General features: G+C 65.6%; 12 protein-coding genes and 1 tRNA gene. 7 read left to right on the forward strand and 6 right to left on the reverse strand.

Going from position 1 to position 14439, the window contains the following annotated elements:
• Window positions 1–20 precede the first annotated feature (20 nt).
• Together earP and efp are read left to right on the forward strand one after the other, a co-directional pair.
• Window positions 21–1148 (forward strand): elongation factor P maturation arginine rhamnosyltransferase EarP, encoded by a 1128-nt coding sequence (gene earP / locus GWK50_RS11270; RefSeq protein WP_162016595.1) that lies wholly within the window; start codon window positions 21–23, stop codon window positions 1146–1148.
• A 141-nt stretch (window positions 1149–1289) separates the two neighbouring features.
• The gene (efp, locus tag GWK50_RS11275; RefSeq protein ID WP_162016596.1) at window positions 1290–1844 is read left to right on the forward strand and encodes an elongation factor P; all 555 of its coding nucleotides are present in this window, start codon (window positions 1290–1292) and stop codon (window positions 1842–1844) included.
• A 111-nt stretch (window positions 1845–1955) separates the two neighbouring features.
• Here the strand turns inward: efp and rimO are convergent, their stop codons facing one another.
• On the reverse strand, window positions 1956–3347 hold the full coding sequence (gene rimO, locus GWK50_RS11280; protein WP_162016597.1) for a 30S ribosomal protein S12 methylthiotransferase RimO: 1392 nt from the start codon (window positions 3345–3347) through the stop codon (window positions 1956–1958).
• Window positions 3348–3394: 47 nt separating this feature from the next.
• Window positions 3395–3931: a polyhydroxyalkanoate synthesis repressor PhaR gene (phaR, locus tag GWK50_RS11285; protein ID WP_162016598.1), complete on the reverse strand. Its 537-nt coding sequence runs from the start codon at window positions 3929–3931 to the stop codon at window positions 3395–3397.
• A gap of 177 nt (window positions 3932–4108) precedes the next feature.
• Between phaR and GWK50_RS11290 the strand changes: the two genes are divergently transcribed.
• Both GWK50_RS11290 and GWK50_RS11295 read left to right on the forward strand, forming a co-directional pair.
• Window positions 4109–5530 carry a bifunctional enoyl-CoA hydratase/phosphate acetyltransferase gene (locus GWK50_RS11290; protein WP_162016599.1) on the forward strand — a complete coding sequence of 474 codons (1422 nt, stop codon included), beginning with the start codon at window positions 4109–4111 and terminating at the stop codon, window positions 5528–5530.
• A gap of 11 nt (window positions 5531–5541) precedes the next feature.
• A complete protein-coding gene (locus GWK50_RS11295; protein ID WP_162016600.1) occupies window positions 5542–6726 on the forward strand; it encodes an acetate/propionate family kinase in 1185 nt (394 codons plus the stop codon).
• Between the two features lie 88 nt (window positions 6727–6814).
• Here GWK50_RS11295 and GWK50_RS11300 read toward each other — a convergent pair.
• The 3 genes from GWK50_RS11300 to GWK50_RS11310 form a co-directional block, all read right to left on the reverse strand.
• A tRNA-Val gene (locus tag GWK50_RS11300) sits at window positions 6815–6891 on the reverse strand.
• A gap of 76 nt (window positions 6892–6967) precedes the next feature.
• Window positions 6968–9199 carry a bifunctional (p)ppGpp synthetase/guanosine-3',5'-bis(diphosphate) 3'-pyrophosphohydrolase gene (locus GWK50_RS11305; RefSeq protein WP_162016601.1) on the reverse strand — a complete coding sequence of 744 codons (2232 nt, stop codon included), beginning with the start codon at window positions 9197–9199 and terminating at the stop codon, window positions 6968–6970.
• Window positions 9200–9213: 14 nt separating this feature from the next.
• A complete protein-coding gene (locus GWK50_RS11310) occupies window positions 9214–10140 on the reverse strand; it encodes an alpha/beta hydrolase (RefSeq protein WP_162016602.1) in 927 nt (308 codons plus the stop codon).
• A gap of 71 nt (window positions 10141–10211) precedes the next feature.
• Here GWK50_RS11310 and GWK50_RS11315 point away from each other — a divergent pair, with 71 nt between their 5' ends.
• Window positions 10212–11000: a 3-hydroxybutyrate dehydrogenase gene (locus GWK50_RS11315; protein ID WP_162016603.1), complete on the forward strand. Its 789-nt coding sequence runs from the start codon at window positions 10212–10214 to the stop codon at window positions 10998–11000.
• A 69-nt stretch (window positions 11001–11069) separates the two neighbouring features.
• On the opposite strand, the gene GWK50_RS11320 is transcribed toward GWK50_RS11315, so the two are convergent.
• On the reverse strand, window positions 11070–11783 hold the full coding sequence (locus GWK50_RS11320) for an SIMPL domain-containing protein (protein ID WP_162016604.1): 714 nt from the start codon (window positions 11781–11783) through the stop codon (window positions 11070–11072).
• A gap of 219 nt (window positions 11784–12002) precedes the next feature.
• On the opposite strand from GWK50_RS11320, the gene ompR reads away from it, so the two are divergent.
• Together ompR and GWK50_RS11330 are read left to right on the forward strand one after the other, a co-directional pair.
• Window positions 12003–12797 (forward strand): two-component system response regulator OmpR, encoded by a 795-nt coding sequence (gene ompR / locus GWK50_RS11325; protein WP_162016605.1) that lies wholly within the window; start codon window positions 12003–12005, stop codon window positions 12795–12797.
• Between the two features lie 28 nt (window positions 12798–12825).
• Entirely contained in the window at window positions 12826–14307 is a 1482-nt protein-coding gene (locus tag GWK50_RS11330) for an ATP-binding protein (protein WP_162016606.1), read from the forward strand.
• Window positions 14308–14439: the final 132 nt, after the last annotated feature.

Below are 14439 nucleotides of genomic sequence, written 5' to 3' on the forward strand. Positions count from 1 at the left end.
GTGCGCAGACAATGCGGGCCATGCGCTTGCAAACCTTTCCCACCCCGCTGCAATGGGACATCTTCTGCCGCGTGATCGACAACTTTGGCGACATCGGCGTGTGCTGGCGCCTGTCCGCCGACTTGGCGGCGCGCGGCCAGCAGGTGCGCCTGTGGGTGGACGACGCTTCGGCCCTGGCCTGGCTGGCGCCGCAAGGCCACCCCGACGTGCAGGTGCGCGCCTGGGGCAGCCTGCCCGCCGTGCACGAAGCCCCCACACAGGTGCTGGTGGAAGCCTTCGGTTGCGATATTGCTCCTGAATTCATAGCTAACAGCGCCTGTATTTCAAGCGCCACAGGCGAAAAATACCTTTGGATCAACCTCGAATACCTCTCGGCCGAAGCCTATGTGGAGCGCTGCCACCGCCTGCCCTCGCCCGTGCGCGAGGGCGCGGCGCTGGGCGCAGTCAAATGGTTTTTCTACCCTGGCTTCACCCCGGCCACTGGCGGCTTGCTGCGCGAGACCGGGCTGATGGAGCGCCAGGCACGCTTTGACGCCGCCGCCTGGCGCGCGGCCCAGGGGCCCGGCACGCCCGACGATGCACCCGACGCCTGCTGGATCTCGCTGTTCTGCTACGAGCCCACCGCCCTGCCCGCGCTGCTGCAGCAGTGCATGCAGCGCCACACGCGGCTGCTCGTCACACCGGGCCGGGCCACGGCCGCCACGCAGGCCGCGTTGAAAACTTTGGATCAAAATGACCCGCAGGGCTCACCAGATAAGCGCGGGCAGCTATCGATTTCATACCGCAACACCTGCCCCCAAGCGGCCTTTGACGAGATGCTCTGGGCCTGCGACCTGAACCTGGTGCGCGGTGAAGATTCGCTGGTGCGCGCGCTGTGGGCCGGCCGGCCGCTGGTCTGGCAGATTTACCCGCAGCACGACAACGCGCACCACGACAAGTTGCACGCCTTTCTGGACTGGCTGCAGGCGCCCGAATCGCTGCGCCGCTTCCACGCCACCTGGAACGGCCTGGACAACGCGCCCCTGGTGCTGCCCGACAAAACCCTGCTCGCACAATGGGCAGCCTGCGTGCAGGCTGCGCGCGCGCGCCTGCTGGCACAGGACGACCTGGTGACACAAATTTTGGGGTTCGTGCAGGAAAAACGGTAAAATCCAAGGCTTTGCGCAAATCGGCAGGCGCTTTTACAGCGGCCGCCACAGCGCATTCCCGCCGCGGAACATGCATCGGCACGGCAGCCCCCTGGGCTACAGGCCCGCGCATTGAGCGGCCCCAACCCCAGGCAACATGCTATGAAAATCGCTCAAGAAATCCGCGCCGGCAACGTCATCATGCACGGCAAGGATCCCATGGTCGTGCTCAAGACCGAATACGCACGCGGTGGCCGCAACGCCGCCACCGTGCGCATGAAGCTCAAGAGCCTGATCGCCAACTTCGGTACCGAAGTGGTGTTCAAGGCCGACGACAAGATGGACCAGATCATTCTGGACAAGAAGGAGTGCACTTACTCCTACTTCGCCGACCCCCTGTACGTCTGGATGGACGCCGACTACAACCAGTACGAAGTCGAAGCCGAGAACATGGGCGACGCCCTGAACTACCTCGAAGACGGCATGGCCGCCGAAGTGGTGTTCTACGACGGCAAGGCCATCTCGGTCGAACTGCCCACCAGCGTCGAGCGCGAAATCACCTGGACCGAACCCGCCGTCAAGGGCGACACGTCCGGCAAGGTGATGAAGCCCGCCAAGATCGCCACCGGCTTCGAAGTGCCCGTGCCCCTGTTCGTGGACCAGGGCGACAAGATCGAAATCGACACCCGCACCGGCGAGTACCGCAAGCGTGTCTGAAGCAGCTTGGCCCCAGCAAAAAGGCTTCCCTCGGGAAGCCTTTTTGTTTTTGAGCCTTTTGCGGCTCTGGCGCCCGTCCAGCGGGCGTCATAAGCTATCAATTCAATAGCATCAAATGGGCTGCGCCACCAGATCGTGGCCCTGCACGCCAACGATGCGCGCCTTGGTGAATTCGCCCACCTTCAGCTGCTTGCTGATCTTCTCGGGCGGCAGCAACTGCACGGTGCCGTCGATCTCGGGCGCATCGGCATAGCTGCGGCCCACGCCGCCCTTGCGGCCCATGGCGGGGGCATGGTCCACCAGCACCTGCATGGTCGCGCCCACGCGGCCCTGCAGCTTGGCCACCGACACCTCCTCGGCCACGGCCATGAAGCGCGCGCGGCGCTCCTCGCGTTCCTCCAGCGGCAGCATGCCGGGCAGGTTGTTGGCCTCGGCGCCGGTCACATCGCTGTAGGCGAAGCAGCCGGCGCGGTCGATCTGCGCCTCGCGCATGAAGTCGAGCAGGTGCAGGAACTCTTCTTCGGTCTCGCCGGGGAAGCCGGCGATGAAGGTGCTGCGGATCACGATGTCGGGGCAGGCCTCACGCCAGCGCTGGATGCGCTCCAGGTTCTTCTCGCCGCTGGCCGGGCGCTTCATGCGCTTGAGCACGTCCGGGTGGCTGTGCTGGAAGGGCACGTCCAGGTACGGCAGCACCAGCCCCTGCGCCATCAGTGGAATGATCTCGTCCACGCTGGGGTAGGGGTACACGTAGTGCAGGCGCACCCAGGCACCGTAGGGCGCTGCCATTTCGCCCAGCGACTGCACCAGCTCCAGCAAGCGCGTCTTGACGGGCTTGCCGTCCCAGAAGCCCGTGCGGTACTTCACGTCCACGCCATAGGCCGAGGTGTCCTGGCTGATGACCAGCAGTTCCTTCACGCCGCCCTCGAACAAGGCCTTGGCCTCTTTCAGCACGTCGCCGATGGGGCGCGACACGAGGTCGCCGCGCATCGAGGGGATGATGCAGAAGGTGCAGCGGTGGTTGCAGCCCTCGCTGATCTTGAGGTAGGCATAGTGGCGCGGCGTGAGCTTGATGCCCGCCTCGCCGAAGGCGCCGGGCACCAGGTCGATGAAAGGATCGTGCGGCTTGGGCAGGTGGCGGTGCACGGCATCCATCACGTCCTGCGTGGCCTGCGGGCCGGTCACGGCCAGCACGCTGGGGTGCATCTGCTGCACGAAATTGCCGCCGCCATCGCCCGAACGCGCGCCCAGGCAGCCGGTGACAATGACTTTGCCGTTTTCGGCCAGCGCGTCACCGATGGTGTCCAGGCTTTCCTTGACGGCGTCGTCGATGAAACCGCAGGTGTTGACGATGACCAGGTCAGCGCCCTCGAAGGACTTGGCGGTCTGGTAGCCCTCGGCGCTGAGTTGCGTGAGGATGAGTTCGGAGTCGGTCAGATTCTTCGGGCAGCCGAGGCTGACGAAGCCGACCTTGGGAGGTTGGGTGGGGGAGAGTGCTTCGCTCATCCCCCGTATTGTCCCAGCATTGGGACTTCGGGGTGCCGCCCCTGATTTCAGCGCTTGAGGCCGAAGGCGCCGAGCATCTGCTCGGTCTGTTTCTGCATCTGCTCCTGCATCTGCGTGAAAAGGGTGCGCGACTGCTCGGTGTAGTTGCCCATCAGCCCCTGCACCATGGGCGACTGCGCCCCCATGAACTTGGCCCAGGCCTCGGGCGTCATGCCCGGCGACTGCTCGGCCAGGCGCGCCTGCATGTCGGTGAACATCTGGATGTTCTTCTCCAGGTAGCTGCCCATGAAGCCCTGCATGGCATGGCCGTAAAAACGGATGATGTTGGCCAGCACCGCCTCGCTGAACATGGGCGCGCCGCCCGCCTCTTCTTCCAGGATGATCTGCAGCAGGATGCTGCGCGTGATGTCCTCGCCCGTCTTGGCGTCGCGCACCACCAGGTTCTCGCTCGCCATCACCAGTTGCTTGACCTCGGCCAGTGTGATGTAGGTGGACGTGGTGGTGTCGTAGAGGCGCCGGTTGGGGTATTTCTTGATCACGCGCTGCGCCGACTTGGCGGCGGATGCGGCTTGGGTTTCTGGCACGGAAGAGGCTCCTCGGGGATGACTGGGCAGCAGTGTTTTGCAGTGCAGCAGATTTTAGAGGGAGCACTCAAGGCTCCATGCAGAGGAATACCCTGAGAACCCTTGCTGCAACGCAGCATCAGTGCAGCCATATCGTGCTACCGTTGGGTCTGTTTATTGCTCACAACGCACCTGAACATGACACCCACCACCGAATGGCTTGAGAACATCACTTACGACGAGCTGCAGGTAGGCCAGAGCGCAAGACTCTTGCGCACCCTGAGCATGGCCGACATCCAGGCCTTTGCAGCCGTTTCTGGCGACACCAACCCCGCCCACCTCAACAGCGACTACGCCAACGACACCTTGTTCCACGGGGTGATTGCGCACGGCATGTGGGGTGGCGCACTGATCTCCGCCCTGCTGGGCACACAGTTTCCCGGGCCGGGCACCATCTATGTGTCGCAGGACCTGCATTTCACCCGCCCGGTGCGCGTGGGCGACACCCTGACCGTGACCGCCACCGTGCTGCGCAAAATCGAAGAGCGCAAGCAAGTGGAACTCGATTGCAAGGCCGTGAACCAGAAAGGCGAACCCGTGCTGCACGGCTTGGCCCGGGTGCTGGCGCCGCAGAAGAAAGTGCGCCTGCCCCAATCGCACGCGCCGCAGATCCAGCTCTTCGACCCGCAGGCGCGACTGCGCGACCTGCTGGCCATGGGCCAGGGACTGGCGCCAGAGCGCTGTGCAGTGGTGCACCCCTGCGACCCCGAGTCCCTGCGCGGCGCCATGGATGCGGCAGCCCACGGCCTGATCGCACCGGTGTTGATCGCCCCCGAAGCCCGCCTGCGCGCCATAGCCGAACAGGCAGGCATCAACCTGCACGGCGCCGAGATCCTGGCCGTAGAGCACAGCCACGCCGCAGCCGCCAAGGCCGCCGAGCTGGCGGCACTGGGACAGGTGGGCATGTTGATGAAAGGCAGCCTGCACACCGATGAGTTGATGCAGGCAGTGCTCGCGCAGCGCGCATTGCGCACCGGGCGCCGCATGTCGCATGTGTTCCGGTTTGACGTTCCGCTGTATCCCAAGCAGCTGCTGATCACCGACGCTGCACTCAACATCCGCCCCACCCTCGCGGAAAAAGCCGACATCATCAGCAACGCGATCGACTTTGCCCGCATCCTGGGCGTGGAAGTACCGCGCGTGGCCATCCTCTCTGCGGTGGAGACCGTCAATCCCAGCATTCCCTCGACCCTGGATGCTGCAGCCCTGTGCAAGATGGCCGACCGGCGCCAGATCTCAGGCGGCATCCTCGACGGCCCACTGGCCTTCGACAACGCCATCTCGATGCAGGCCGCACAGATCAAGGACATCAACTCACCGGTGGCGGGTCAGGCAGACATTCTGGCCGTACCCGACCTGGAGAGCGGCAACATGTTGGCCAAGCAACTGGACTACCTGGCTGGCGCTTCGAGTTCCGGCATCGTGCTGGGCGCCCGCGTACCCATTGCCCTGACGAGCCGCGCCGAAGGCCCCCAGGCCAGAGTGGCGTCTGCACTGCTGTCGCGGCTGGTGGCACACCACCGCTCCCGCACGGCGGCCAGTGAATCCTCGGTGGGCTGAAGGGCAGCAGCATGGCCATTCTCGCAGTCAACGCCGGCTCTTCCACGCTCAAGTTTTCGGTTCACCCCTTGCAGAACCAGGGGGTCCTCGACCCCGTTCTGATCGGCAACATCCAGGGTCTGGAACCCGCAGGCCAGCCCCGCATGGACTGGACCTGGCAGGGCCAACGCCACCAACGCGCGCTGCCCACCGTGGAAGGAACCCCCTTCGAGAGAGCGCTGCACGCGCTGCACGGTTTGCTGGCCGAACTGCCCGCCCTGCCCCCGCTGCGCGCCGTGGCGCACCGCGTGGTGCATGGCGGCCACCAGTACCAGCACAGCGTACGCATCACACCCGAGGTACTGCGTGCACTGGAGCAGCTCAACTCGCTGGCTCCGCTGCACCAGCCGCACAATCTGGCCGGCATCCGGGCCTTCACCGCGGCCTTTCCGGAACTGCCCCAGGTGGCCTGCTTTGACACGGCCTTTCACGCCACGCTGCCGCGCGAGGAATCCCACTACGCACTGCCCCAGACACTGGCGGACCAGGGCGTGCGCAGGTACGGCTTCCATGGGTTGTCGTACCAGTCCATCATGGGCACGCTGCAATCGTGCAGCGCACGGGCCCACGGGCGCACCCTCATGGCCCACTTGGGTAACGGCGCCAGCCTGTGCGCCACACTGCAAGGGCGCAGCCAGGCAACGACCATGGGGTTCTCGGCACTCGACGGGCTGGTGATGGGCACACGCTGCGGATCCATTGACCCCGGCGTACTGCTGTACCTGCTGGAGCAAGGCTGGGACCACGACCGCATCCAGGCCCTGCTGTACCGCCAGAGCGGCCTGCTGGGCGTTTCCGGCATTGCCGCCGACATGCGCACCCTGCGCGCCAGCACCGCGCCTGCAGCGCAGTTCGCCATTGAACTGTTCACACGACGCGTGGTGCGTGCCACGGGTGAACTCAGCGCCTGCATTGGCGGACTGGATGTACTGGCCTTCAGTGGCGGCATTGGCGAAAACGACAGCCTGCTGCGCGCCGACGTGGCCCAGCGCCTGGCCTACCTGGGCGTGCGGGTGGATGCCACACTGAACGCACGGCCCGCGCATGGCCATGCAGCCTGGGCCATCCACGCACCGGACAGCGCCGTGGAAGTCTGGGTTGTACCCACCGACGAAGGCCGCGTGGCCGCAGCCGAAGCGGCTGCGCTGGTGCTGTGATGCGGTGATTCAGGGCCTGTGGGTGTGAACAGGCCCACCCCAAAAGCCCAAACAAAAACGGGGTCTGCACGAATGCAGACCCCGATGTTGGTAGGCGCGATTGGACTCGAACCAACGACCCCCACCATGTCAAGGTGGTGCTCTAACCAGCTGAGCTACGCGCCTGTGTTTGTTCGAGAGATGGGATTGTAGCAGCAAATTTGGCCCGTCTTGGCCAAATTGCAAAAAACCCGATTTCTGATCAACGCCTGCGCGCCGAGCGCACACCGGCCACGCTGGCCACGGTGCCCAGCACCTTGTTCAGACGGCCAGAATCGGCCACCTCGACGGTGAAGGTCATCCAGGCCGTGCCCTTGACCGATTGCGTCTGCACGCCGATCACGTTCATCTTTTCCTTGGCGAACACTTCCGAAATGTCGCGCAGCAGGCCCTGGCGGTCGGCCGCCTCGATGGCCACATCCACCGGGTACACCGAACCCACGGCGCCCTTGGGCACGCCCCACTCCACGTCAATGACACGCTCGACGCTGCGTGCAGCCATTTCGCGGAAGTTGCTGCAATCCGCACGGTGGATGCTGACGCCCTTGCCGCGTGTGACAAAGCCCCGGATATCGTCGGGCGGTGCAGGCTTGCAGCACTTGGCCAGCTGCGTCATGAGCGATTCAACGCCCACCACCAGAACCCCCCCCTTGGGGATGCTGCCGGTATTGCGCGACTTCTTGAGCAGCAGGTAGTCGTCGGGCGGCAGCGAGGGCTCGGGCGGACGCAGCAGGTTTTCGATGTTGCGCAGCGAGAACTCGTCCTTGCCCACCACCTCGAACAGCGCATCGGCCGACTTGAAGCCGAGCTGGCTGGCCAGGTCTTCCAGGCGCATGGCGGTCTTGCCTTCGCGCTGCAGGAGTTTTTCCACTGCCTCGCGGCCGCGCGCAATGGTTTCGTGCTGTTGCTGCGCATTGAACCAGGCACGCACCTTGGCACGCGCACGGTGGCTGCCCAGGTAGCCCAGCTCGGTGTTGAGCCAGTCGCGCGAGGGGCCGCCTTCCTTGGCCGTGGTGATTTCCACCGTCTGGCCGTTTTGCAACGGGGTGTTGAGCGGAACCATGGCGCCGTCGATGCGCGCACCACGGCAGCGGTGGCCCACGCTGGTGTGCACGGTGTAGGCAAAGTCCACGGGCGTGGAGCCCTTGGGCAGTTCGACGATGGCGGCGTTGGGGGTCAGTACATAGATGCGGTCGTCGAACAGACCGGCATGCTGGGGCGCACCCGCCAGGTCACGCTCCCAGGCCAACAACTGGCGCAGCACGGCGATCTTGGAGTCGTAGTCGCCGCCGGCCGTTACCCCCGCATAGCCCTTGCTTCCGGCCTCCTTGTAGGCCCAGTGCGCAGCCACGCCGTGCTCGGCGTGGTCGTGCATGGCCTGGGTGCGGATCTGGATTTCCACCGGGCGACCCGAGTCATCGCGCACGATGGTGTGCAGCGACTGGTAGCCGTTGGGCTTGGGCTTGGCAATGTAGTCGTCGAACTCCTCCACCAGCGGCGTGAAGCGCGAATGCACCCAGCTCAGCGCCGAGTAGCAATCCTTGACGCTGGGCACGATGACACGCAGCGCGCGCACATCAAACACCTGATCGAAGTTGAGCGACTTGCCGCGCATCTTCTTGACGATGCTGTAGATGTGTTTGGGCCGCCCCGTGACCGTGGCACTGATGCTCTGGGCACGCAACTGCGATTCCACGCGCTCACGCAGTTGCGCCATGTTGACTTCGCGCTCGGTGCGCTTTTCGTCCAGCAGGCGGGCCACCTCGCGGTAGGTGTCGGGCTCCAGAAAGCGGAAGGAGAGGTCCTCCATCTCCCACTTGATCTGCCAGATGCCCAGGCGGTTGGCCAGGGGTGCAAACACGTGCAGCGACTCACGCGCCAGCGCTGGCGGCACAGGCTTTTTGCTGGCCGCGTAGTAACGCAAGGTTTGCAGGCGCGAAGCCAGGCGCAGCATGACCACGCGCAGATCGCGCGAGAACGCGAGCAGCATCTTGCGCACGGTTTCGGTCTGCGCGGCCACATCGTCCACCTGCTGGCCCGCGGCCTGGGCCATGCGCGTCTGGTACTGCACGCGCATGAGCTGTGTGGTCTCCACCGCCAGCGTGGCGAAGTTGTCGCCAAAGGCCTTGGCGATCACCTCCTGCGGCTTGTTCAGGTGCTCACAGGCGTGCACCAGGTAGCTGGCAGCCTGCATGGCCTCGGAGCCGCCAATGGACTTGAGGATGGTCGCCACCGCATCGGCATGGGCCAGGGTGTTTTCACCGGAATCCAGGCACTCGCCCCCGATCAATGGCTCGGCAAAGCTGCGCGCGCGCTCCAGTGCGTGGCGCTGCTCGGGCAGGGTGTGCGCGGTGGCGGCGATCAGTTGGGGCACGCTCTCCATACCGGGCCCACCGGAGGGCGGTGCCACCGGGAGCATCGTCTGACTTTTCATGCAGCAGTCCCGGCTCAGCTCAACAAAAAGGACGTGACCGCCGCCACCTGGTCGTCCGCTACCAGCGTGGGCGCATGGCCCACCCCCTCGAACTCCACCAGCATCGCACGCGGCCCGCGCTGGCCCATGGCCTGTGCCGTGGCACGCGAGAGCAGGTCGGACTGCGCGCCACGCAACAGCAGCGTGCGCGCCTGGATCTGGTCGTACCACTGCCACAGCGCGGATTCGCCCGCAGCGGCAGCCTCCTGGGTGAGCGCACGAAAAGGCACAGCGATGGCCGGGTCATAGTGCAGCCCCCAGCCCCCCTCGGGCAGCGCACGCAACAGGGGACGGGTGAGATCCATCCACTGCTGAGGCGTGTGCGGCCCGAAGCCGGTGGACAGCGTCCACAGCATGTCGGCCGCCTGCTGCTCCGACGCAAACCGCACCGGCTGCCCCAGGTACTGGCCAATGCGCACCAGTGCCTCCCACTGGATGGCCGGCCCCACATCGTTGAGCACCAAGCGGCGCACAGGCACCGGCAACGGCAGACCTGGCTGACCGCACAGGGCCATGCCGATGAGACCGCCCATGCTGGTGCCGACCCAGTCCAGCGTGTCCAACGGGGACTGCTGGTGCAGGTGTTGCAACAAGGCCCGCATGTCGGCAGCGTACTGGCCCACGTGGTAGCCCATGGGGTCGGCCAGCCAATCGCTGTGGCCGCGGCCCACCACGTCGGGGCAGACCACCCGCACGCGGTGGCACAGGGCCCGGGCCAGGGTATCGAAGTCGCGCCCCTGGCGCGACAGGCCGTGTGCGCAGACCACCACATGCGGGTGCTGCGGGTTGCCGGTGGCATTCCACTCCCACCAGGCCATGCGGTGTTCCTGCGTGGGACTCTGGCCTTGGCGCACAGCGGCGGGGCCGGGGCAGGATACGTAGTTCAGCCTAGGTTCAATCATGGATGCGCCTTGCAATATCGGTGCTCGATAATTCTTGTTTGTCGCATCGTAATTCATTCGGAGATTGACTCATGCTCAAAGGCAAGACGGCCCTCGTTACCGGTTCCACCAGCGGCATCGGCCTGGGAATCGCCAAGGGACTGGCACGCCAGGGCGCCCATGTGGTGCTCAATGGCTTTGGCGATGCACAAGGCCCCTGCGCCGAAGTGCGCGCTGCCGCAGCCCAGGCCGGGCATGAGGTGCGCGTGGAGTACCACGGCGCCGACATGAGCCGCCCTGCGGACATCGAGGAAATGATGGCCTTTGCCGCCCGCGAACTGGGCCGTGTGGACATTCTGGTCAACAACGCAGGTATCCAGCATGTGGCCAGCACCGAGGACTTCCCGGTCGAGCGCTGGGACAGCATCTTGGCCATCAACCTGTCCAGCGCCTTCCACACCACGCGCCTGGCCCTGCCCGCCATGAAGGCAGCCAACTGGGGGCGCATCATCAACGTGGCCTCGGTGCACGGGCTCGTGGCGTCCGCGCAAAAGGCCGCCTATGTGGCCGCCAAGCACGGAGTGGTCGGCCTGACCAAGGTGGTGGCACTGGAGACGGCCACCACCGGCGTGACCTGCAACGCCATCTGCCCCGGCTGGGTGCTCACACCGCTGGTGCAAAAGCAAGTGGACGCCAAGGCGGCGGCCCAGGGTATCTCGATCGAGGCGGCCACGCGGCAACTGCTGGGCGAAAAGGAGCCGTCGATGCAGTTCACCACACCCGAAGAACTGGCCGAGCTGGCAGTGTTCTTCTGCTCCAGCGCCGCCAACAACGTGCGTGGTGTGGCCTGGAACATGGATGGCGGCTGGATGGCGCAGTAAGAACTTGTCCGGAAATTATTTGGTGCCACCAAGTAATTTACGGACAAGTTCCAAGCCTTCAGCAGGGCTTCAACGCATCTGCACCGAGCCGGACACCGTCACCTCCACCGTGCTCTTGCCCGCTTCCACTGGCAGCGGGCTGTCGGCCATGGACGCCATCTTGGCTTCCATGGCCATCATGCGCGGCCGGGGCACAGGCATCTGCCCCTGGCTGCTGACCGACACCTCGCGCAACGTGTAGCCCGCAAAGCCAAAGGCCTGGGTCAGCGTGGCCGCGCGCACCTTGAAGGCTTCAATCGCCTGTGATTGGGCCTCGCGCTCGGCACGCTCGCTTTCGCTGCGACTCAGGCCAAAACCCACCTGGGCGATGGGCATGCCCTGGATGCGCGCCGCCGTCGCGGTGATGCGGGCAAAGTCCCGCCCGTGCAGCACCAGTTCGGCGCGGCCCTGCCAGCCGGTGATCTCACCGTTCTTTCCGTGGCGCGGGTACAGGCTGAACTGGCCGGTGCGTACCTCCATCTGCGGCGCGGCCACCTGGCTGCGCGCCACCGTCAGCGCAGCATCGACCACCTGGCGCAACTGTGCCTGCACCGAGCTGGCATCTCTGCCGTCGGCACTGGCCCCAAGGGTGAGGATCAGCTCATCCTGCTGAACTTCCACGGCCCCACTGGCCGACAGTTGCACCACGTTGCGCGGATCGGCGGCAGGTGCATTTTGAGAAAAAACCGGCAAAGCGCTTACCAATAAAGCGCTAGTAGCTATTATTTTTATAGCATTTTGCATGTTTGGTGTTCCTGGAGTGGATGGAAAACAGGCCCAACATAGCGCATAGCGGCGCACTGCGCATGTCAGCCAAGGCCGCAAGTGCGGCTGAGCCCCGGCGCCAACCTGCCAACAGTCCGCAAAACTTGTAACCATTGGTCAAGCCACAGGCCTTGCCCCGGTTTTTTGCCCGCAAAGTGGTAACAATGGCGCCTGTTACAAATTGGACCGAGGATTGACATGGCCACCCTGACCGCCCCTCCCCCGCCCGGCAGCCCCACCGACACCGAGGTACCTGCACCCAAGCGCCCGGTGGGCAGCCGTCCGGACAAGATCCTGATCGTGGACGACGATGCCCGCATCCGCGACCTGCTGCGCCGCTACCTCACCCAAGAGGGACTGGAAGTCATCCTGGCCGAAGACGGCAAGGCGCTCAACCGCATCCTGCTGCGCGACACGGTCGATCTGATCGTGCTGGACCTGATGATGCCCGGCGAAGACGGCCTCTCGATCTGCCGCCGCCTGCGTGCCGCCAACGACCGCACACCCATCGTCATGCTCACCGCCAAGGGCGAGGACGTGGACCGCATCGTGGGCCTGGAAGTGGGCGCAGACGACTACCTGGGCAAGCCCTTCAACCCACGCGAACTGCTGGCCCGCATCAACGCCGTGCTGCGCCGTCGTCCGCCGCAAGAAGCCCCCGGCGCCCCCTCGGGCGAGAACGAGGTGGTGAGCTTTGGCCCCTTCACTTTCGACCTCGGCACGCGCGTGCTGCAGAAGAACGGCGAAGAACTGCCGCTGACCACGGGCGAGTTCGCCATGCTCAAGGCCCTGGTGCGCCACCCGCGCCAACCGCTGTCGCGCGAAAAACTCGCGCTGCTGGCCCGCGGGCGCGAGTTCGAGCCCTTCGACCGCAGCCTGGACGTGCAGGTATCGCGCCTGCGCAAGCTGATCGAGGACGACGCTGCTTCGCCACGCTACATCCAGACCGTGTGGGGTGTGGGCTACGTCTTCGTGCCGGACGGCACGAGCTGAGACGCCGGCACCTGTGGTAGCCCTTTCCATGCCGAAGCCGCGTCGCGCGGATCCCGACGCCACCAGCCCCGCGCCGCTGGAAGCCACCGAGCGGCGGCGCGAGCCACGCAAGCGCGTGGGCCTGAACCTGTTCTGGCGCACCTTCTTCCTGCTGGGCGTGCTGCTGGTGGGCAGCATCCTGGCCTGGTTGCAGACGCTGCGGGCGCTGGAGTTCGAGCCGCGTGCACTGCACACGGCGCAGCAGATCGCCTCGCTCGTCAACCTCAGCCGCGCGGCGCTGCTGCACGCCGATGGCATTGCCCGCGTCTCGCTCATCAAGACCATGGCCGACCAGGAAGGCGTGCGCATCGTGCCGCGCGAGCCCGGTGACCGCTACGAGCCGCTGGAGCGCTCGGCCCTGGGCCTGCGCCTGGCCGAGCAGCTCACCCAACGCCTGGGGCCCGACACCATCGTGGCGCAGAGCGTGAACGGCGAGAAAGGCCTGTGGGTGGGTTTCTCGATCAACGGCGACCCCAACTGGCTGCTGATGGACCGCTCGCGCTTCAGCCCGGCAGGCGGCAAGACCTGGCTGATCTGGCTGGTCACCGCAGGCGCCCTGTCGCTGGCAGGCGCTGCCGTCATCGCACGGCTCATCAACCAGCCGCTCAAGCAACTCTCCTACGCCGCCAACCGCGTGCGCGACGGCGACTTTGCCGCCAGCCACCTGGACGAGGAAGTGGTCACCAGCGAGATCCGCGAGGTGAACATCGGCTTCAACCGCATGGCACAAAAACTCGCCAAGCTGGAACAGGACCGCGCCGTGATGCTGGCCGGCATCTCGCACGACCTGCGTACCCCGCTGGCCCGCCTGCGCCTGGAAACCGAAATGAGCGTAAACGATGAAGTCGCGCGCGAGCACATGGTGGCCGACATCGTGCAGCTGGACGCCACCATCGACAAGTTTCTGGACTACGCACGCCCCGACCACGTGACGCTCACCCCGGTGAACCTGCACGCCGTCATCTCCTCGTGCGTGTACGCCGTGCAGGACCACCGCGAACTGCAGATCACCATGCAGGTGCCCGAAGACCTGAACGTGCTGGCCGACGAGGTGGAACTGGCGCGCGTGATCTCCAACCTGCTGGAAAACGCACGCCGCTATGGCAAAACCCCCGACACCGCCAGCACCCGCGTGGAGATTGCCGCCAAGGCGCGCGAGGACTGGGTGCTCATCAAGCTGCGCGACCACGGCACCGGCGTGCCCCCCGAGCAATTGGCCAACCTGACCAAGCCCTTCTTCCGGGGCGACGCCGCCCGCACCGCCGCGGCGGGCGCGGGCCTGGGGTTGTCCATCGTGGACAAGACCATCCAGCGCATGGGCGGCATCTTCGCACTGGCCAACTCCAGCTCAGGCGGCCTGGTGGCCCATGTGCAGTTGCAGCGCACCAGCAACCAGCCCCCCGGCACCGAAGCGCCACAACGCCTGCAGCGCCCACAGGTCAAGCGCAACCTGCCCCGAAAAATGGGGTGACATCCCCCTGTGCGGCTGCGCCGCTTCCCCCTTCTCTCTTCTCGCTACGCGAGCCGGGAAGGGGGACGCCGCCGGTGCGGCGGGGCGGCCCTTGCACGGCGGCCCTGGCCTGGGAGGCGCCAGTTTCAAAGA

The organism is Acidovorax sp. 210-6 (assembly GCF_010020825.1).
Lineage (GTDB): Bacteria > Pseudomonadota > Gammaproteobacteria > Burkholderiales > Burkholderiaceae_C > Simplicispira > Simplicispira sedimenti.